Annotated in this window: 20 protein-coding genes; 11 read left to right on the forward strand and 9 right to left on the reverse strand. The window is 73.3% G+C overall.

The features are described 5' to 3' along the window. Positions 1–169 precede the first annotated feature (169 nt). A complete protein-coding gene (locus NQU55_RS10900) occupies positions 170–694 on the reverse strand; it encodes a hypothetical protein (RefSeq protein ID WP_168090746.1) in 525 nt (174 codons plus the stop codon). 52 nt (positions 695–746) lie between these two features. On the opposite strand from NQU55_RS10900, the gene NQU55_RS10905 reads away from it, so the two are divergent. Then, positions 747–1,697: a DMT family transporter gene (locus NQU55_RS10905; RefSeq protein ID WP_256790367.1), complete on the forward strand. Its 951-nt coding sequence runs from the start codon at positions 747–749 to the stop codon at positions 1,695–1,697. 67 nt (positions 1,698–1,764) lie between these two features. Here the strand turns inward: NQU55_RS10905 and NQU55_RS10910 are convergent, their stop codons facing one another. Next, on the reverse strand, positions 1,765–2,871 hold the full coding sequence (locus NQU55_RS10910; RefSeq protein ID WP_168090748.1) for a magnesium and cobalt transport protein CorA: 1,107 nt from the start codon (positions 2,869–2,871) through the stop codon (positions 1,765–1,767). A gap of 508 nt (positions 2,872–3,379) precedes the next feature. Here NQU55_RS10910 and NQU55_RS10915 point away from each other — a divergent pair. The 4 genes from NQU55_RS10915 (at position 3,380) to NQU55_RS10930 (ending at position 6,539) form a co-directional block, all read left to right on the forward strand. Next, positions 3,380–3,964 (forward strand): suppressor of fused domain protein, encoded by a 585-nt coding sequence (locus tag NQU55_RS10915; RefSeq protein ID WP_168090749.1) that lies wholly within the window; start codon positions 3,380–3,382, stop codon positions 3,962–3,964. Positions 3,965–4,038: 74 nt separating this feature from the next. Further along, positions 4,039–4,689 carry a DUF6758 family protein gene (locus tag NQU55_RS10920; protein ID WP_168090750.1) on the forward strand — a complete coding sequence of 217 codons (651 nt, stop codon included), beginning with the start codon at positions 4,039–4,041 and terminating at the stop codon, positions 4,687–4,689. 210 nt (positions 4,690–4,899) lie between these two features. Further along, entirely contained in the window at positions 4,900–5,763 is an 864-nt protein-coding gene (locus NQU55_RS10925; protein WP_168090751.1) for a PHP domain-containing protein, read from the forward strand. Between the two features lie 170 nt (positions 5,764–5,933). Beyond that, positions 5,934–6,539: a MarC family protein gene (locus tag NQU55_RS10930; protein WP_168090752.1), complete on the forward strand. Its 606-nt coding sequence runs from the start codon at positions 5,934–5,936 to the stop codon at positions 6,537–6,539. 99 nt (positions 6,540–6,638) lie between these two features. On the opposite strand, the gene NQU55_RS10935 is transcribed toward NQU55_RS10930, so the two are convergent. Next, positions 6,639–6,791, reverse strand: coding sequence for a DUF8834 family protein (locus NQU55_RS10935; RefSeq protein ID WP_168090753.1), 153 nt, complete (start codon positions 6,789–6,791; stop codon positions 6,639–6,641). Positions 6,792–6,995: 204 nt separating this feature from the next. On the opposite strand from NQU55_RS10935, the gene NQU55_RS10940 reads away from it, so the two are divergent. Both NQU55_RS10940 and NQU55_RS10945 read left to right on the forward strand, forming a co-directional pair. Beyond that, a complete protein-coding gene (locus NQU55_RS10940) occupies positions 6,996–7,910 on the forward strand; it encodes an NYN domain-containing protein (protein ID WP_256790373.1) in 915 nt (304 codons plus the stop codon). Positions 7,911–8,118: 208 nt separating this feature from the next. Next, entirely contained in the window at positions 8,119–8,913 is a 795-nt protein-coding gene (locus tag NQU55_RS10945) for a VOC family protein (protein WP_168096536.1), read from the forward strand. 42 nt (positions 8,914–8,955) lie between these two features. Here the strand turns inward: NQU55_RS10945 and NQU55_RS10950 are convergent, their stop codons facing one another. Continuing rightward, positions 8,956–9,807, reverse strand: coding sequence for an alpha/beta fold hydrolase (locus tag NQU55_RS10950; RefSeq protein ID WP_168096537.1), 852 nt, complete (start codon positions 9,805–9,807; stop codon positions 8,956–8,958). 282 nt (positions 9,808–10,089) lie between these two features. Beyond that, a complete protein-coding gene (locus tag NQU55_RS10955) occupies positions 10,090–12,669 on the reverse strand; it encodes a DEAD/DEAH box helicase (protein ID WP_256790376.1) in 2,580 nt (859 codons plus the stop codon). Between the two features lie 538 nt (positions 12,670–13,207). On the opposite strand from NQU55_RS10955, the gene NQU55_RS10960 reads away from it, so the two are divergent. Beyond that, positions 13,208–13,954, forward strand: coding sequence for a ferritin-like fold-containing protein (locus tag NQU55_RS10960; RefSeq protein ID WP_058046122.1), 747 nt, complete (start codon positions 13,208–13,210; stop codon positions 13,952–13,954). A 42-nt stretch (positions 13,955–13,996) separates the two neighbouring features. Here the strand turns inward: NQU55_RS10960 and NQU55_RS10965 are convergent, their stop codons facing one another. The 4 genes from NQU55_RS10965 to NQU55_RS10980 form a co-directional block, all read right to left on the reverse strand. Further along, a complete protein-coding gene (locus NQU55_RS10965; protein WP_179082515.1) occupies positions 13,997–14,275 on the reverse strand; it encodes a hypothetical protein in 279 nt (92 codons plus the stop codon). A 191-nt stretch (positions 14,276–14,466) separates the two neighbouring features. After that, positions 14,467–14,694 carry a DUF3107 domain-containing protein gene (locus tag NQU55_RS10970; RefSeq protein WP_058046123.1) on the reverse strand — a complete coding sequence of 76 codons (228 nt, stop codon included), beginning with the start codon at positions 14,692–14,694 and terminating at the stop codon, positions 14,467–14,469. A gap of 60 nt (positions 14,695–14,754) precedes the next feature. Next, a complete protein-coding gene (locus NQU55_RS10975; protein WP_168094459.1) occupies positions 14,755–15,393 on the reverse strand; it encodes a TetR family transcriptional regulator in 639 nt (212 codons plus the stop codon). 174 nt (positions 15,394–15,567) lie between these two features. Then, positions 15,568–15,798 (reverse strand): hypothetical protein, encoded by a 231-nt coding sequence (locus NQU55_RS10980; RefSeq protein ID WP_168094458.1) that lies wholly within the window; start codon positions 15,796–15,798, stop codon positions 15,568–15,570. A 141-nt stretch (positions 15,799–15,939) separates the two neighbouring features. On the opposite strand from NQU55_RS10980, the gene NQU55_RS10985 reads away from it, so the two are divergent. The 3 genes from NQU55_RS10985 to NQU55_RS37085 all read left to right on the forward strand — a co-directional run bounded on the left by NQU55_RS10985 (position 15,940) and on the right by NQU55_RS37085 (position 18,722). Next, a complete protein-coding gene (locus tag NQU55_RS10985) occupies positions 15,940–16,923 on the forward strand; it encodes an alpha/beta fold hydrolase (RefSeq protein WP_168094457.1) in 984 nt (327 codons plus the stop codon). Beyond that, on the forward strand, positions 16,916–18,544 hold the full coding sequence (locus NQU55_RS10990; RefSeq protein ID WP_256790378.1) for a DUF3152 domain-containing protein: 1,629 nt from the start codon (positions 16,916–16,918) through the stop codon (positions 18,542–18,544). The genes NQU55_RS10985 and NQU55_RS10990 overlap by 8 nt, the downstream gene beginning before the upstream one ends. An 85-nt stretch (positions 18,545–18,629) precedes the next feature. Further along, positions 18,630–18,722 carry an Ms4533A family Cys-rich leader peptide gene (locus NQU55_RS37085; RefSeq protein ID WP_311766081.1) on the forward strand — a complete coding sequence of 31 codons (93 nt, stop codon included), beginning with the start codon at positions 18,630–18,632 and terminating at the stop codon, positions 18,720–18,722. Positions 18,723–18,768 lie beyond the last annotated feature (46 nt).

Below are 18,768 nucleotides of genomic sequence, written 5' to 3' on the forward strand. Positions count from 1 at the left end.
GCGAGACGCCCGATGGCGGTGTCCGGCGGTGTCCGGCGGTGCCGTGCTGTGCGCAACGCTCGAAGCAAGGCCGGTCCGGCACCCCCGGTCCGGCACCCCCGGTCCGGTGTGTCCTGGCCGGGCGCCGCTGCGGCGGAGGCCTGCGGGGCGCCCGGAATGACAGCCGCTGCTAGCGGCCTGCGCGGCGGCCCCTCCGGAGGAGTTTCGGCAGTGCCGCCGGCATCGGCAGTCGCGTCGTCGCCGGAGTGGGCAGAGGGCGGGCCGCCAGGGCCGTGTCGGGGAGCGCCGCCGTGGCCCCGGAGGGCTCCAGGCGCAGGACGCGGCAGCCCTCGGCCCACCGCTCCGTGACCCGCTCCGCGTCCGGCGCGTTCAGCCGCTTCGCCTTCAGCTCGGCGACCGCCGCCGTCCACGCCTCGCCCCCCGCCGGGAGCTCGGCGACGCGCGCGCTCCAGGAGACCAGGCGCCCGCCCTTGTCCTTGCTGCGGACGGTCACCGTCGCCTCGGCGCCGTCGGCGAGCCCGAGGTCGTCCAGGGGCTGCTCACCGGCGCCGCCCACGACGTGGACGGCACCCTCGTGCCACACGTGCCACAGCGCACGGCTCGGCCCCGCCGGTCCCTGCACCCAGATGAGGCCGGACTTCTTCGTGGCCTCCTCGATGAGCGCCCGGTCGAGCAGCTCCTGCGTCTGTGTCATGCGGCCTACTGTATGCGCCGGTGCCCGCGACCAGGAGATCTACCCTGGACGGGTGACCAGTGCCCGTACGCGCAGCGACGCCCCGACCGGCGCGACCGCCGCCGGGGCGCAGAACGCCCACCCCCATCCCGCCGTCCGTACGGACCTCTTCCTGCTCGCGATAGCCATCTCCGGCATCTCCCTGTCGGCTCCCCTGATCGCCGCGACCGCGGCCCCCGCCCTGGCCATCGCGTTCTGGCGCAACGCCATGGCCGTGGGCGCCCTGACCCCCCTCGCGCTCGTCCGGCACCGCGCCGAGCTCCGCGGCATCGGCCGCCGCAACCTGCTGCTGGCCGTGGCCGCCGGCGCGCTCCTGGCCGTGCACTTCGGGGTGTGGCTGCCGAGCCTGCACATGACGTCGGTGGCGTCCTCGACCGCCCTGGTCACCACCACCCCGATCTGGACGACGCTCCTGATGCGCCTGCGCGGCCACCGGCCTCCCGCGCTGGTGTGGGCGGGCACCGCCCTGGCCTTCCTGGGCGTGGTGATCCTGACCGGCGTCGACCTGTCCCTGTCCCCGCGGGCCCTGGCGGGCGACGCGCTGGCCCTCGCGGGCGGCATGGCGGCCGCCGGCTACGTCCTGCTGGGCGCGGAGGTGCGCCGGACGGTGGGCACGGTCACGTACAGCTACGTCTGCTACGCGACGACGACCGTCCTGCTGCTCGCGGCGTGCCTGTTCTCCGGCTCGTCCCTCGCGGGCTACAGCGGGGACACCTGGCTGAAGCTGGCGGTGCTGACGGTCACCGCGCAGCTGCTCGGGCACTCGCTGATCAACCGCGTGGTCAAGGGGCTCGGCCCGTCCGTCACCTCGACGGCGATCCTCCTGGAGACCCCCGGCGCGGCCCTGATCGCCGCGCTGTGGCTGGGGCAGACCCCGCCCGTCGCCTCCTACCCGGCGCTGGCGGTGATCCTGGCCGGGCTGGGCCTCGTCATCATGGCCGGCCGCGCGGCGAAGAAGGGCTGAGAAGGCCGCGGACGGGCCGGGACTGGGCCGGGGACGGGCCGAGAACCCGAGGACGGGCCGGGGAAGGCTAGAGCCAGCCGTTCCGCTTGAAGCCGCGGTGGATCGTCACACAGATGGCGACCGTGACGACCATGACCGCCGGATAGCCGTACTTCCAGTGCAGCTCCGGCATGTGGTCGAAGTTCATCCCGTAGATCCCGGCGATCATCGTCGGCACGGCGAAGATCGCCGCCCATGACGTGATCTTCCGCATGTCCTCGTTCTGCGCCACCGACGCCTGCGCGAGGTTGGCCTGGAGGATGGAGTTCAGCAGGTCGTCGAAGGACAGGACCTGCTCGTGGACGCGGGCGAGGTGGTCGGCGACGTCCCGGAAGTACTTCTGGATGTCCGGGTCGACCAGCCGCATCGGCCGCTCGCTGAGCTGCTGCATCGGCCGCAGCAGCGGGGCGACCGCGCGCTTGAACTCCAGCACCTCGCGCTTGAGCTGGTAGATCCGGCCCGCGTCGCCGCCGCGCGAGGCGCCCTTGCCGGCCGGCGAGAAGACGTCGATCTCCACCTCGTCGATGTCGTCCTGCACGGCGTCGGCGACGGCGATGTAGCCGTCCACGACCTGGTCGGCGATGGCGTGCAGGACGGCGGAGGGGCCCTTGGACAGCAGCTCCGGGTCGTCCTGGAGGCGGTGGCGCAGCGCGCGCAGCGAGCCCTGGCCGCCGTGCCGGACGGTGATGATGAAGTCCGGCCCGGTGAAGCACATCACCTCGCCGGTCTCGACGACCTCGCTGGTGGCGGTGAGCTCGGCGTGCTCGACGTAGTGGATGGTCTTGAAGACGGTGAACAGCGTGTCGTCGTAACGTTCCAGCTTGGGCCGCTGGTGGGCGTGGACGGCGTCCTCCACGGCGAGCGGGTGCAGCCCGAACTCCGCGGCGATGCCCGAGAACTCACGCTCTGTCGGCTCGTGCAGCCCGATCCAGGCGAATCCGCCGCCGGCCCGCACCCGGCGCATCGCCTCGGCGGGGCTGACGTGGTCGCTGAGGCGCTTGCCGTCGCGGTAGACGGCGCAGTCGACGACCGCACTGCTGACGGACGGGTCCCGGGTCGAGTCGTACTCGTACGGCAGGGCGCCGCGGCGCAGGGCGGGGCGGACGGCCTCGCGCAGATCACGGATCATCGACATGGCAGGGCTCCTTCACGGGCCGGCCGCCAGCCGGTGCGGAGCGCGAGTGCAACGCGGCCCGGAACGTGGACGTGAGGCCCTGGACGGCGGGGAGGCCGTGTGCGGGACACGTCCGCAAATCGGACGGCGCTTCGTGCGGTGCGGCGAGGCTGACGGCAGTTCGCGGAGAACTTCGCAGAGAAGCAGAGAACTTCGCGGAGAACACGGAACAAAGCGGGACGAAGGCGCTCTTCCGTCGGCGCTGCGGGCGCAGAGGAACTTCCGGGAAAACGTCGGCGGCACTGCCGAGAGGCGGAAGATCTCAGATCACGAGGAGTGCGTCCGGAGCGAAGGGACGGGAGAACTGTCGGTACTGCACGGTCGACTAGGATCCACCGCAGCCCCACCTCCTCCGGCCGGTCCCCGCTGAGGGACGAACGTAACTCCCTGACCAGAGGTCAAGGCTAGCAGCCACTGAACCCGTCAATACCCTCCTTTGCCCGTTCGATACGCGTTCTATGCTCACTGCATGTCAGACGTTCTCGCACTGGTCGAGGCCCGGCTCCGGACAGCCCTGGGCGAACCGGACGCGCGCGCAGCGGTGACCTTCCTCGGCACGGACCGGATCGAGGTCCTCCGCTTCCATGACGGGGACGTCGTGCGCTACGCCACGCTCGGCATGTCCGCCCAGCCGATGGCCGACCCGACGGCCGTGATCGCGGACCCCCTGCGCGGTCCCCGCGCCGAGCTGGTCCTCTCCGTCCGCGGCGGCCGCGCCGATACGGACAAGGTGCTGCGCCCCCTGGCCGTCCTCGCCGCCTCCCCCCAGGTGGAGGGCCTGATCGTGGCGCCCGGCGCCTCGCTCGACACCGGGGAACCGCTCTGGCCCGGAGCGCCCTTCACCTCCGTCCTCGTCGCCGAGTCCGGGGGCCTGGTCGAGGACCTGGAGCTGGACGAGCCCATGGACCCCGTCCGCTTCCTCCCGCTGCTGCCGATGACCCCCAACGAGGCGGCCTGGAAGAGGGTGCAGGGAGCGGAGGCGCTGCAGGAGCGGTGGCTGCGCAACGGCACCGATCTGCGTGACCCGATGCGCTCCGGGGTACCCCTGGGGTGACCGGCCGGGCCGCCGACGTCCGGACGGGTGATCGTCCTTGACGCGGCGGGCGCCTGGGAGGACCGTTGGAGGTTATGAGGGGCGAACCCAGTTGCCCGAAGTGCGGTGGCCGGGTGCGAGCGCCCGGTCTCTTCGCCGACTCCTGGCAGTGCGACGTCCACGGCACGGTGCACCCTCTGCAGCCCGTCGTCCCGCCGAGCGTGGAGGCCCTGGGCGTCGTCGTCAACCGGGCCCGGGTGCCCGTGTGGATGCCCTGGCCCCTGCCCGTTGGCTGGCTCTTCACCGGCGTGGTCTGCGCGGGGGACGACCGCAGCGGCGGGCGGGCCACCGCCGTCGCCTGCTCCGGCCCCAGCCCCCTCGGCGGCCCCGGTGAGCTGTTGCTCGTCGCCGAGGAGCTCGGCGTCGGCCTCGGCGCGCGCTACGCGGGCGTCGCCGGCCCCGACCCCGGCCCCTACCTCCGCGTCGACCGCTCCCCGCACGCCAAGGTCCACGCCGCCGGCCGCCCCACCCCCCTGTGGCACGTCGAGGGCGCCCCGGAGGACCGGGCCGTCTTCGCGGGCGAGGCGCGCGGGCTGTGGCTGTGGGCCGTGGTCTGGCCGGAGCAGTCGGGACTGCTGATGTACGACGAGCTGGTCCTCACGGACCTGCGGGACGCGGGGGCGGAGGTGGACCTCCTGCCCTGCGGGGCCTTGTCCCCCCGCCTCCTGCCACCGGCGAGCCGCTAGGCCTGCGCCCCGCCGCCGCCCCACCACCTGCCCTCCCTCCGGCCCGCGGCCCGCCGCCGCCCGGGCGCCGGGCCCTCCTCCTGCTGCCGCCTGCGGCGGATGAGCCCTCCTCCTGCTGCCGCCTGCGGCGGATGAACAGCGCGGCGCGAGTCCTCGCGCCGGTTATCCTGAACCGGTCCCTGTCCGCCGTCCGTCGTGAGGAGCCGTGTCGTGCGCATCGACCTGCACACCCACTCCACGGCCTCGGACGGTACGGACACCCCCGCCGAGCTGGTCCGCAACGCGGCCGCCGCCGGGCTGGACGTCGTGGCGCTCACCGACCACGACGGCGTCGGCGGTCACGCCGAGGCGATCGCGGCGCTCCCCGCCGGGCTGACCCTGGTCACCGGTGCGGAGCTCTCCTGCAGGCTCGGCGGCCCGGACGGCTTCAGCGTCCACATGCTGGCCTACCTCTTCGACCCGCTGGAGCCCGAGCTGGCCCGCGAGCGGGACCTCGTCCGCGACGACCGCGTCCCCCGCGCCCGCGCCATGGTCGCCAAGCTCAACGAGCTCGGCGTCCCGGTCCGCTGGGAGCGCGTGGCGCAGATCGCGGGCGACGGCGCCGTCGGCCGGCCGCACGTGGCCAGCGCCATGGTCGAGCTGGGCGTCGTGGGCAGCGTCTCCGAGGCCTTCACCTCCGAGTGGCTCGCCGGCGACGGCCGCGCCTTCGTCGAGAAGCACGAGCTGGACCCCTTCGACGCGATCCGCCTGGTCAAGGCGGCCGGCGGGGTCACCGTCCTGGCGCACCCGTTCGCGCTCAAGCGCGGCAACTGCGCCTCCGAGAGCGCGATAGCCGAGCTGGCCTCGGCCGGGCTCGACGGCATCGAGGTCGACCACATGGACCACGACGCCCCGACCCGCGCCCGGCTGCGCGGCCTGGCCGCCGACCTCTCCCTGCTGACCACCGGCTCCAGCGACTACCACGGCAGCCGCAAGACCTGCGCGCTCGGCGAGTTCACCACCGATCCGGAAATCTACGGCGAGATCACGCGCCGGGCCACGGGCGCGTTCCCCGTCCCCGGCGCCGGCGGCTGACCGCACCCACCCCTCTTCCGGGTCCGGTCGCGTCCGCACGTCCCCATCCCAGTGATGCCGTGCGCGGGTGACCGCGCCCGTACGCCCCTGCCCGCGCCGTCCGTACGCCCGTACGGGCCCGGCGGGCGTCCCGCACCTGCTCGCACCACCCACTCCCGCAAGGCTCAACTGTGTTCGACTTCGCCGTCTTCGGATCCCTCTTCCTCACCCTTTTCGTGATCATGGACCCGCCGGGGATCACCCCGATCTTCCTGGCGCTCACCTCGGGCCGCCCGGCCAAGGTCCAGCGCCGGATGGCCTGGCAGGCGGCCGCGGTCGCCTTCGGCGTGATCACCGTCTTCGGCATCTGCGGCCAGCAGATCCTGGACTACCTGCACATCACCACCCCCGCCCTGATGATCGCGGGAGGTCTGCTCCTGCTGCTGATCGCGCTGGACCTGCTCACGGGCAAGTCGGAGGAGCCGACGCAGACCAAGGACGTCAACGTGGCGCTCGTGCCGCTCGGCATGCCGCTGCTGGCCGGCCCGGGCGCCATCGTCTCGGTGATCCTCGCGGTGCAGCACGCGGACTCCGTCGGCGGGCAGATCTCGGTGTGGTCGGCGATCGCCGCCATGCACATCGTGCTGTGGCTGGTGATGCGCTACTCGCTGCTGATCATCCGGGTGATCAAGGACGGCGGTGTGGTGCTGGTGACGCGGCTCGCGGGCATGATGCTCTCGGCGCTCGCCGTCCAGCAGATCATCAACGGCGTCACGCAGGTGATCGCGGCCAACTGACGGCCCTGCCGCACGGGCGGCGAACGACGACACCCCCGTACGGGCAGTCCGTACGGGGGTGTCGTCGTTCGCGAAGGAGCGTCGGCGCTACTGTGCCCGCTACTGTGCCGCGGAGGTGGCTGGGCGGATGTAGATGCGCTGGCCGGTGGAAGCGGCCTGCTGCACGATCCGGTTGACGGAGGCGGCGTCCACGACGGTGCTGTCGACGGCCGAGCCGTCGACGTCGTCCAGGCGCATGATTTCGAAGCGCAAGGGCTTCTCCCTTCGTCTGATCCTCCTGAGGAGAACTGCATGGCTGACGGAGCACGCCGCGTCGGCGGGGCGCGTTCCGTACGGGTACAACGAGGTTACCCCTGAAACCATTCCCTACGCTAAGGAAATTTTTAACTTGACTAAGAGTTGTTAAATCCGTGCAACGGAACGTGTCCGGCGTGTAACCGAACGAGATGACATCCTATGGCTGACTCCCCCGACCTGCACGCGATCGCCGCCGCAGTCGAGCGCACCAACGACCTCCTGACGCGCGTCCTGGCCGAGGTCGCCACCACCCCGTCCACCCACGCGATCTTCGTCGACGCCGGCTACGTGTACGCCGCGGCGGGTCGCCTCGTCGCCGGCACCGAGGACCGCCGCTCCTTCGACCTCGACGCCGAAGGGCTGATCGAGGCGTTCATCGACCGGGCGCGCACGATCTTCCCCGACAGCCGGCTGCTGCGCGTCTACTGGTACGACGGCGCCCGCCGCCGCATCCACACCACCGAGCAGCAGCGCATCGCCGAGCTCCCCGACGTCAAGGTCCGCCTGGGCAACCTCAACGCCAACAACCAGCAGAAGGGCGTCGACTCCCTCATCCGCACCGACCTGGAGTCGCTCGCCCGCCACCGGGCCATCAGCGACGCGGCCCTCATCGGCGGCGACGAGGACCTCGTCTCGGCCGTCGAGGCCGCCCAGGGCTACGGCGCCCGCGTCCACCTGTGGGGCATCGAGGCGACCGGCGGGCGCAACCAGGCCGAGCCGCTGCTGTGGGAGGTCGACAGCCAGCGCACCTTCGACCTCGACTTCTGCAAGCCGTACGTCACCCGGCGCCCCGCCGCGGAGCTCTTCACGGACGCCGCCTCCGCGGGCCGGCCCGCACCCGGCCGCGACGACGTGCGCTTCGTCGGGGCCCAGGTCGCCGCCCAGTGGCTGGCCTCGCGCGGCCGCGACACCGTCGCCGAGCTGCTGCCCGGCCACCCCATCCTGCCCGGAGCCGTCGACCAGGAACTGCTCGTCGAGGCCGAGGCGCTGCTCGGGCTCTCCCTGCGCGGCCACGCGGACCTGCGGCGGGCGCTGCGGGACGGCTTCTGGGACCACCTGCACACGCAGTTCTGACCGCCCGGTTCCGGCGGCCCGGCCGTGCGGTCGTCCGCACAGGCGGCCGGGCCTCCCTCGGATAGGACGAACTCCGCGGTGAACGCGCGTGCCGGAAATGCATCCGGGGAAGCCGAGTGGAACCCTGGCAGGGGGTCGTGGCCACCGGCCCGGCACCCCTGACGGGGATCCCGACCCGTAATCCGGAACAGAAACGAGGCGATCGGCCATGTCGCTCACTGACCGTGCCGTGCCCGGGGCGCCGTGCTGGGTGAGCCTGCTGACCGGCGACCTCGCCGCGTCGCAGGCCTTCTACGGTGCCGTCATGGGCTGGACCTTCCGCCGCGGCAGCCTCGGCGAGGACTTCTCCGTCGCACTCTCCGACGGCAGGCCCGTCGCCGGCATCAGCAACGTCGCCCGCCGCATGGGCGTCAACGTCAACGTCCCCGTCTCCTGGACCTCCTACTTCGCCGTCGAGAACGCCGACGTGACCGCCTCGCGCATCCGCGAGCGCGGCGCCACCGTCGCCGTCGGCCCGCTCACCGTCGGGCCCGGCCGCGCCGCACTGGCCGCCGACCCCGCCGGGGCCGTCTTCGGCTTCTGGGAGGGCAAGACCCTGCGCGAGTGGCAGATCGGCCGCCAGGGCGCCCCCGCCTGGCTGGAGCTGCGCACCCGCGACGCCTTCGCCTCCGCCATCTTCTACGGCGAGGTCTTCGAGTGGGCCACGGGGCGGCCCGACCGCTGCGAGGTCCGCTACGAGGACGAAGTCGTCATGGTGCGGTCCGGCGGCCACACCGTGGCCTGCCTGCGCGGCGGCGCCATCGAGGCCGCCCCCGACCCGCAGATCCGGCCGCGCTGGCACGTCTACTTCTGCGTCGACGACGTGGAGAAGGCCGTCGAGTCCGCGCTCGCCGCCGGCGGCACGGTCGTCGCCGAGCCGGGGGAGTCGCAGGTGGGGCACGAGGCGACACTGCGCGACCCCGACGGCGGGCTCTTCACGCTCACGACCGCCGTACGGAGCTGACCGGCGCGGGGAGCGGGGCCCAGGACGGGTCCGGGGCAGGGCTCAGGACAGGTCCCAGAAGCGGACGAGCGCCTCCGCCGTCGGGCCGGGGCGCTCGGCGTTGGGGGAGTGCTCGGCGCCCTCGACGACCGTACGGACCGCCGACAGCTCCTTCGCCATCGCGTCGATCGACGGCACCGGCCAGGCGTAGTCCACGGCACCCGAGATCACGTGCTTGGGCAGCGGCACCGCCGCCAGCTCCGCCGTACGGTCCGGCTCGGCCGTCAACTGCCTGCCCGTCGCCGTCAATTGCTCGGGCACCGTGCCCATCCAGCGGCGGCGCAGGAACGCGTCGAGCTCCGGCGGGACGGGCGCGGCCGGCGCGCTCTCCCCGTCCGCCCGGCGCATCTCCAGCCACACCGTGCCCATGTCGTACGCGCCCAGCGCCGCGACCAGGCGCCGCGTGCGCTCCTGCTGCGCGGCGCAGATCGCGGCCGGGCCGCAGCTCATGATGGTCAGCGACCGGAACGGGGACGCGTCCTCCAGCACCGCGGCGCGGGAGATCAGCCCGCCGAGCGAGTGCCCCAGCAAGTGCACGCCGCCGCCGAGGGCCTCCGCCTGGGCGCGGACGTCGCCCGCCAACTCGCCCAGCGCGTACGCCGCCTCGTCCCGCGGCCCCTCGCTCTCGTGCTGCCCGCGCCCGTCCACGGCGACGGCCCGGTACCCGGCCGCCGCGAGCGGCTCCAGCAGCGCGATGAAGTCCTCCTTGCTGCCGGTGAACCCCGGCACGAGCAGCACGGTGCCGCGCGGCGGCGAGGAGGGCTGCGCGTCGTGCACGGCGAATTCCCCGCGGGGGGTGGACAGCCGGTGGGCGCGGGCGCACGGGGGCAAGGTGAGGAAGGGGGGCCTGCTCATGGGTCGAGGCTAACGCGGTGCGGTACGGGGGATGCGCCCCGGGCGCTGCGGATTGCGGAAGTCCGGCACCGCCGGGCTCCCCGGTGTCGGGCTGAGCGCCGCCGCGGCGGAGGGAGCGGCCCCGCTCTTTCGCCGTTTCCCGGAGAGCGCCCCGGCCCCCGGAGGGGCCGGGGCGCAACCCCCATGCCCGCCGCGGCGGCGCTCAACTCCCACCGGCCGGTGAAACGGCGAAGGCCGGTCCCCCGCGAACGGGGGGACCGGCCTTCGCCAGCGGACCTGGCGTCAGGCGTCCACGTCGGCCTCGGCCTTGGGCGCTGCGGCCTTGCGCGTGCGCTTCGGCTTGGCCGCTGCCTCGGCCGGCGCCTCCGTGGCGTCCGCCTTGGGGGCGGCGGCCTTACGGGTGCGCTTCGGCTTGGCCTCGGCGTCGGCCACGGGCTCGGCCGGCGCGGCGGCGGCGGCCTTCTTCGTGGTGCGGGTGCGCTTGGGCTTCGCCTCGGCGGCCTCGGCGGTGCCGACCGCGGCTTCGGCCTCGGCCTTCTTCGCCGCGGCGGTCTTGCGGGTCCGCTTGGGCTTCTCCACGGCCTCGGTCGCGGCCTCGGCCACCGGCTCCACCGCGGCCGCAGCCTTCTTGGTGGTGCGGGTGCGCTTCGGCTTGACCTCGGCCTCGGCCTCGACGGCCGGCTCCGCCACGGGGGCGACGGCGGCCTTCTTGGCGCGGGTGCGCTTGGGCTTGGCCTCGACGGTCTCCACGACCTCGGTCGCCTCGGCGGCGACCTCGGCGGGGGCGGCCGCGGCCTTCTTCGCGCGGGTGCGCTTCGGCTTGGCCTCCACGGCCTCCGCCTCCGTGGCGTCCGCCTTGGGGGCGGCGGCCTTACGGGTGCGCTTCGGCTTGACCTCGGCCTCGGCCTCGACGGCCGGCTCCGCTACGGGGGCGACGGCGGCCTTCTTGGCGCGGGTGCGCTTGGGCTTGGCCTCGACGGTCTCCACGACCTCGGTCGCCTCCACGGCGACCTCGGCGGGCGCGGCTGCGGCCTTCTTGGCGCGCGTGCGCTTCGGCTTGGCCTCGGCCGGAGCCTCGGTCACGGCCTCGGTCACGGCGACAGCCTCGGCGACGACCTCCGCCACGGGGGCGGCGGCAGCCTTCCTGGTACGGGTCCGGCGGGCCGGCTTGGCCTCGGCCTGCACCTCGGCCTGCTCCTGGACCTCCTGGGCCGGAACGACCGGCGCGGCCTCGACCGGCACCGTCTCCGCCGTCACGACGGCGGCAGCGGCCTCCGGCTTGGCGGCGCGCGTACGGCGGCGGCGCGGCTGGGCCGGAACCTCCGCGGCGGGCGCCGCGACGGTCTCGGCGGGAGCGGCGGCCTCGGTGGTCACCACGGTCTCCGTGGCGGCCGGCGTCACGGCGGCGGCCGAGCCCGCACCGCCGCGCGTACGGCGGCGGCGACGCGGCTTGGACGGCGTGGCGGGCGCGCCCTCGGTCACCGGAGCGGCGGTCGCGGCCGGCGCGGACGCGGTCTCGGCGCCGCGCGCGGCCCCGCCGCGGGTGCGGCGGCGCTGACGCGGCGTCCGCGTACGGGCGGGACGCTCCTCGGACTCCTGGCGCGGGCCGCGGTCACGGTCACGGCCGCGGTCACGGTCACCGCCACGGCCGCCGCGGGCACCGCGGCCGCCCGTCTCGCCGAGGTCCTCGATCTCCTCCGCCGCGAGCCCGGCACGGGTCCGCTCGGAGCGCGGCAGTATGCCCTTCGTACCGGCGGGGATGCCCAGCACCTCGTACAGGTGCGGGGAGGTGGAGTAGGTCTCCTCCGGCTCGTCGAAGGGCAGCTCGAGCGCCTTGTTGATGAGCTTCCAGCGCGGGATGTCGTCCCAGTCGACCAGGGTGACGGCCGTGCCCGACTTGCCCGCGCGGCCGGTGCGGCCGATGCGGTGCAGGTAGGTCTTCTCGTCCTCGGGGGACTGGTAGTTGATGACGTGGGTGACGTCGTCGACGTCGATGCCGCGGGCGGCGACGTCGGTGCAGACCAGGACGTCGACCTTGCCGTTGCGGAAGGCGCGCAGCGCCTGCTCGCGGGCGCCCTGGCCGAGGTCGCCGTGGACCGCGCCGGAGGCGAAGCCGCGGCGGACGAGCTGGTCGGCGATGTCCGCGGCGGTGCGCTTCGTGCGGCAGAAGATCATCGCGCGGTTGCGGCCCTCGGCCTGCAGGATGCGGGCGACCATCTCCGGCTTGTCCATGTTGTGGGCGCGGAAGATGTGCTGCGCGATGTTGGCGTGCGTCTGGCCCTCGTCGTCCGGCGAGGTGGCGCGGATGTGCGTGGGCTGGGACATGTACCGCCGCGCCAGGGAGATGACCGCGCCCGGCATGGTGGCCGAGAAGAGCATGGTCTGACGCTTGGCCGGGAGCATCGTGATGATGCGCTCGACGTCCGGCAGGAAGCCGAGGTCGAGCATCTCGTCGGCCTCGTCCAGGACGAGGGCCTTGACGTGCGCGAGGCTGAGCTTCTTCTGGCCGGCGAGGTCGAGCAGGCGGCCGGGGGTGCCGACGATGACGTCGACGCCCTTCTTGAGGGCCTCGACCTGCGGCTCGTAGGCACGGCCGCCGTAGATCGCCTGGACGCGCACGTTGCGCACCTTGCCGGCGGTCAGGAGGTCGTTGGTGACCTGCTGGCACAGCTCACGGGTGGGGACGACGACGAGCGCCTGCGGGGCGTCGGTCAGCTGCCCGGGCTCGGCCCGGCCGGCCTCGACGTCCGCGGGGACGACGACGCGCTCCAGGAGGGGCAGGCCGAAGCCCAGCGTCTTGCCGGTGCCGGTCTTGGCTTGGCCGATGACGTCGGAGCCCGAGAGGGCGACCGGGAGCGTCATCTCCTGGATCGGAAAGGGGTGCACGATGCCGACGGCTTCGAGCGCTTCGGCAGTCTCGGGGAGGATTCCCAGATCTCGGAAAGTCGAGGGGTTCGAAGGAGTGGACAGGATCTTGCCTCTTCTGTGAGACGCGGCGGCGCTGGGCGGCGAAGGGGGTCGTACAAGGTCGTACGGACCGCGCCGGAGTACTGTCCGGCCTGGGGACGCCGGATGGCGCGGGACCACTGCCTTCGCTCGAGCACACGTGCCGCGAGCGGATCCCTCCTGGTGCACACGTCTCGTGTGCGCCGCGCGGAGGGCGGTCGGTTTTGGAAGCCGATCGGGCCACCGACCGGGCATCCGCTGGAGGTCCAGGGGCTGGGGCGAGAGAGGCCCCCGGAAGACACAGCATGGGACTGCCTGCCGACACACTCGACAGGCGCATTACCACTGTACCCCGGAAAGGCGCATGTGTGTCCGGACAATCCTTCGGACAGATCCGGATGAAGTAGCTGACCTGGGCCTTCACCGGGTTGCGAAGCGGGCTATTGTGCGCTCCATGGAGACGTCCGACAACGCTGAGAACGCCAACGAGCCCGCCGAGGCGCTCACCGGGATCGCCGCCCAGGACTGGGCTCAGGCATCCGCCGACCCGCAGTACCGCGCGGCGGTCGTGGACCTGCTGGGCGCCCTCGCCTACGGCGAGCTGGCCGCCTTCGAGCGCCTCGCCGAGGACGCGAAGCTGGCCCCGACGCTGGACGACAAGGCAGAGCTGGCGAAGATGGCCGCGGCGGAGTTCGGCCATTTCCAGCGGCTGCGCGACCGGCTGGCCGCGATCGACGCGGAGCCCACCGGCGCCATGGAGCCCTTCGCGGCCGCGCTGGACGAGTTCCACCGCCAGACCGCTCCGTCCGACTGGCTGGAGGGCCTGGTCAAGGCCTACGTGGGCGACTCGATCGCCAGTGACTTCTACCGCGAGGTGGCGGCCCGCCTGGACTCCGACACCCGCGCCCTGGTGCTGACCGTGCTGGACGACACCGGCCACGCGACCTTCGCGGTCGAGAAGGTGCGCGCCGCGATCGAGGCCGAGCCGCGCGTGGGCGGCCGCCTCGCGCTGTGGGCGCGCCGCCTGATGGGCGAGGCGCTCTCGCAGGCGCAGCGCGTGGTCGCCGACCGCGACGCGCTCTCCACGATGCTGGTGGGCGGCGTGGCCGACGGCTTCGACCTCGCGGAGGTCGGGAAGATGTTCTCCCGGATCACCGAGGCGCACACCAAGCGCATGGCCGCGCTGGGCCTGGCGGCCTGACGCCTCCGGCCCGGGCTCCGGCCCGGGCCGCTGCGGCCCTCTTCAGGCCGTGGCTGAGCGGCGGGCCCGGTCCCCCTGGCGCAGCAGCAGGGACAGCAGGGCCACGGCCACTCCCAGTGACACCGCCAGCGTGGCCGGCGTGTGGCCCGGGCCGAGGACCGAGTGGGCGAGCAGGGCGCCGAAGAGCGCCGCTACGGGACCGGTGGCCAGCGTCAGGGGCCGGGAGCGGAACTGCCCGTACCGCTCGGGCAGCCAGCGCAGGGCGCCGTAGGAGACGGCGAGTCCGATGAGGACCGAGCCGAGCGCTTCCCACAAGATCATGGTCACTTCCCTCCCGTATCTGGGGCGAGGAGCGGGTGCAAACCGGTCGAAGCCGTACTACCCCTCGGGGATGCGCGGCAACCCTCGTCCGTTCAGCACCGGGGTGTACCCGTAAAGACAACGGCGGGGCCCCGGTGATTCCTCACCGGGGCCCCGCCGTGCGAAGCCTCTGCGGCCTCCGAAGCGCGGGCTCAGAGCGCGCCGAAACCGACCTTGCGGGTCGCGGGCTCGCCGATCTCGACGTAGGCCAGGCGCTCGGACGGGACCAGGACCTTGCGGCCGCGGCTGTCCTCCAGGCTGAGCAGCGGTGCCTTGCCGGCCAGCGCGTCGGAGATCGCCCGCTCGACCTCCTCGGCACTCTGCGTGCTCTCGATGACGATCTCGCGCGGCGCGTGCTGCACGCCGATCTTGACCTCCACGGCTTATGTCCCTCCGAAGGTGTGGGTATTCGTCCACACATTAGCCGGTCGGGCGCCGGGTCAGCCCTGCTCGGGGGCGTTCTTCGGGAAGCCCGCGATGCCGCGCCACGCGAGCGAGGTCAGCAGCTGGACGGCGGTCGCGCGGGGCACCGTGCTCTCGCTGGAGAGCCAGTAGCGCGCGACCACCTGGGAGACGCCGCCGAGGCCCACGGCCAGCAGCATCGCCTCGTCCTTCGACAGGCCCGTGTCCTCGGCGATGACGTCGCTGATCGCCTCGGCGCACTGCAGCGAGACCTTGTCGACGCGCTCGCGCACGGCCGGCTCGTTGGTCAGGTCGGACTCGAAGACCAGGCGGAAGGCGCCGCCCTCGTCCTCCACGTAGGCGAAGTAGGCGTCCATGGTGGCCGCGACGCGCAGCTTGTTGTCCGACGTGGAGGCCAGCGCGGTGCGCACCGCGTGCAGCAGGTTCTCGCAGTGCTGGTCCAGCAGGGCCAGGTAGAGGTCGAGCTTGCCGGGGAAGTGCTGGTAGAGGACCGGCTTGCTGACCCCGGCCCGCTCGGCGATGTCGTCCATCGCCGCCGCGTGGTACCCCTGTGCGACGAAGACTTCCTGGGCCGCGCCCAGCAGCTGGTTGCGTCGGGCTCGGCGCGGCAGGCGCGTGCCCCGCGGCCGCGCCTCGGTCTGCTCGATGGCTGTCACGCCGCCTCCCATGATCGTTCACTGCGCGGTGTGCACCGCGTCCGCCATCGTACTTTTGGGTAACCCGGGCGTGCGTGGTCGGAGCGGAGAATTTCACGGACCGGACGCTGTGGGAAGTTGACAAAATCCTGACAATTGGCGCAGGTCAGCCCATGCCCCCGCGGTCATCCCCGGTCAGCGGTAGTCGTCCTCGTCCAGGTCCACGACACGCGCCTGCTCGGCGGCGTCGGCCACGTTGGCCGCGGCGGGGTCCAGGAGGGCGAGCGGGTCGTCGCGGTGCTGGGCGAGGTCGGCGTGCTGCTCCGCGGCGTCGGCTTCCGGGGTCTCGGCGTCGAACTCCGTCACGTCGGCGTCCTCCTCGTCGAAGTCTTCGAACGTCTCGGGGTCGCTCGGGTCGACAGGCATGCGGAACCTCTTTCCGGTATCCGGGATGTGCGCCCTCGTACTCCTTGCGGTCGAGCCTAGGAGACAAGGCCCCGTGCCGCCAGGTGATCTGTGACGCCCGCCACAACGGGCCCGGCGTGATCGTCTCGTAACATTGCCCGCATGTCTTCGACCGAGTCACCGGATGCCCGCACCGTTCCCGTGGTGCCTCCCGGTCGGCCCTCGCGCGTCAGCGAGGGCGAGGAGGTCCGCACGGTGACGCTGCCCGGCGTCACGCTGGCCGTGCGCTCCCGCCCGCCGCGCACCGAGGGGCTGCCGCCCGCGCTCTGCATCCACGGCCTCGGCGGCTCCTCGCAGAACTGGTCCGCGCTCATGGAGCTGCTCGCCGGCGACACCGCCTGCGAGGCGCTCGACCTGCCCGGCTTCGGCGACTCCCCGCCCCCGGACGACGGCGACTACTCGATCACCGGCTTCGCCCGCGTGGTCATCCGCTACCTCGACGCCAGCGCCCGCGGCCCCGTGCACCTCGTCGGCAACTCCATGGGCGGCGCCATAGCGACGCGCGTCGCCGCCGTCCGCCCGGACCTCGTCCGCACGCTCACCCTCATCTCGCCCGCGCTGCCCGAGCTGCGCCCGCAGCGCACGGCGGTGCCCACGGCGCTGCTCGCGGTGCCCGGCGTGGCCCCCCTCTTCGCCCGGATGACGAAGGAGTGGACACCCGAGCGGCGTACGCGTGACGTCCTCGCGCTCTGTTACGGAGACCCCGGACGAGTGACATCCGAGGGCTTCGCCCTCGCCGCCGCCGAGTACGAGCGGCGGCTGGAGCTCCCCTACTTCTGGGACGTCATGGCCCGCTCCGCACGCGGAGTGGTCGACGCATACACCCTTGGGGGCCAGCATTCGCTGTGGCGGCAGGCGGAGCGCGTCCTTGCCCCTACTCTTCTGGTCTACGGAATGCGCGACCAGCTCGTCTCCATCCGGATGGCCCGCCGTGCCAGCAGGACTTTCCGCGACTCGCGGCTGCTGACACTGGTGGAATCAGGACATGTCGCCATGATGGAGGACCCGGACGCGGTGGCTCGTGCCTTCCGCGACCTCCTCGCGGACCACGCCACTGCCGATCGGAGCGCCTCGCCTCGTGGGTAAACACAGCGCACGCGCCCCCCGTGCCGTCTCCCGGCCCGCCGCGCCCACCGCACCCGGTGCCGGCGGCGGCCCGGGAGCGGCCGGCCACGAGCCCGCGGCCGCCCCGGGGGAGAGCGAGGGCGACCCGCTCCACGACCCCGTCAGACCCGCGGGCCCGGTGGACCCGGCGGGCCCCGAGGGGTTCCCGGGGCAGCGCCAGGAGGTCGGCGTCGGCTGGGGCGTCATCGGAGTGCAGCGCACCCCTGCGACGGACGCGGGGGCGTACGGGCCGGGGAGCGTGCCCGGCTACGACGCGCGGCTGGCCGGATACCTCGGCGGATACGGAACGGGCCAGGACGCGGCGGCCTACGACGCCTCGTTCGACGCCCCCTACGACTCCTCTTACGCCTCCTCCTACGAGGCGGGCCGCGACGTGCCTTACGGCGCGCCTGCGTCGTATGACACGACCACGTCCTATGACACGACCACGTCCTATGACGCGCCCTACGGCACGGCCTACGGCCGGGATGCCGCCGGGCCCGCGGCCGTCGCGGATGCCGCGGAGCACGCCGCCTTCGTGGACCGGGCGTACTCCCCGTACTGGCTGGGAGGCGCGCCTGCCTCCGCCTCCGCCCCCGCGCCGGGCGACGGTGCGCCGACCGACGTCCACGCGCGCGTGCCCGCACCCGCCGCCGGGAGCGAATCCGGCGACCGCTCCGCGCGCGTGCCCGCCGCCGCAGCCGCCTCCGGCGGTCCCGCCGCGGCCCCCGCGCGCGTGCCGGCGCCCCGCCCCGCCGGCGCCCGCCCCCGCTCCGGCGGCTCCCGCGGCGCCTCCCCGGCGAAGCCCGGCGGAGCCGTGGCGCGCACGGCCACCGGCGTGGCCGCGGCCGTCGTGACGGCCGTGCTCGCCGTCGTCGTCGCCGGACAGGTCGAGGACGGCACGGAAACCCAGGCGCAGGCCCGCCCGGCGGACGTCGAGCGGCAGAGCCCGGACGCCGCCTCCCGCTCCGACAGCCGCCCGACGCCCAACGGCGGCGTCGCCGCGCCGGTCACGTACGAGCAGAAGATGGACCGCAAGTACCCCCTGGACGCGAAGGCCAAGGGCAGCGGCTCCTTCGACACCGTCGCCGGCCACGACCCGGCTCCCGGCCGGGGCGACGTGGTGCGCTACCGCGTCGACGTGGAGAAGGGCCTGCCGCTCGACGGCGAGCTCTTCGCCACCGCCGTGCACCGCACGCTCAACGACGAGCGCAGCTGGGGCCACGGCGGCACCCGCACCTTCGAGCGGGTCTCCTCCGGCGACGCCGACTTCGTCATCACCCTGGCCAGCCCGGGCACCACGGCCGATTGGTGCGCCAAGTCGGGGCTCGACACCACGCAGGACAACGTCTCCTGCGACTCCGCCGCCACCGACCGCGTCATGATCAACGCCTACCGGTGGGCGCAGGGCGCGGCGACGTATGGCGACAAGATGCACGCCTACCGGCAGATGCTCATCAACCACGAGGTCGGCCACCGCCTCGGGCGCGACCACGAGTCGTGCTCCAAGGAGGGTGCGCTCGCCCCGGTGATGATGCAGCAGACCAAGTTCCTCACGTCGGACGGCGTCACCTGCAAGCCGAACCCCTGGCCCCACCCTTGATCCAATGTCTCATATTCCGGGATGATTCATCTCCGGATATGAGACACCTTGGACAGGGGGCGAAAATTCGTCCAGTGTTCTGCGCATGTCGCACCACCACGCCCCCGAGACCGCCGGCTTCGAGCTGGCGCTGATCGGCGTGGCCGCGCACAGCGTCGCCGACATTCACTGTCGCTGAGACCGCACTCTTCCCCCGAGCACTTCCCGCGTCTGCACTTCCGCGT

Source organism: Streptomyces telluris, assembly GCF_024519335.1.
Lineage (GTDB): Bacteria > Actinomycetota > Actinomycetes > Streptomycetales > Streptomycetaceae > Streptomyces > Streptomyces telluris.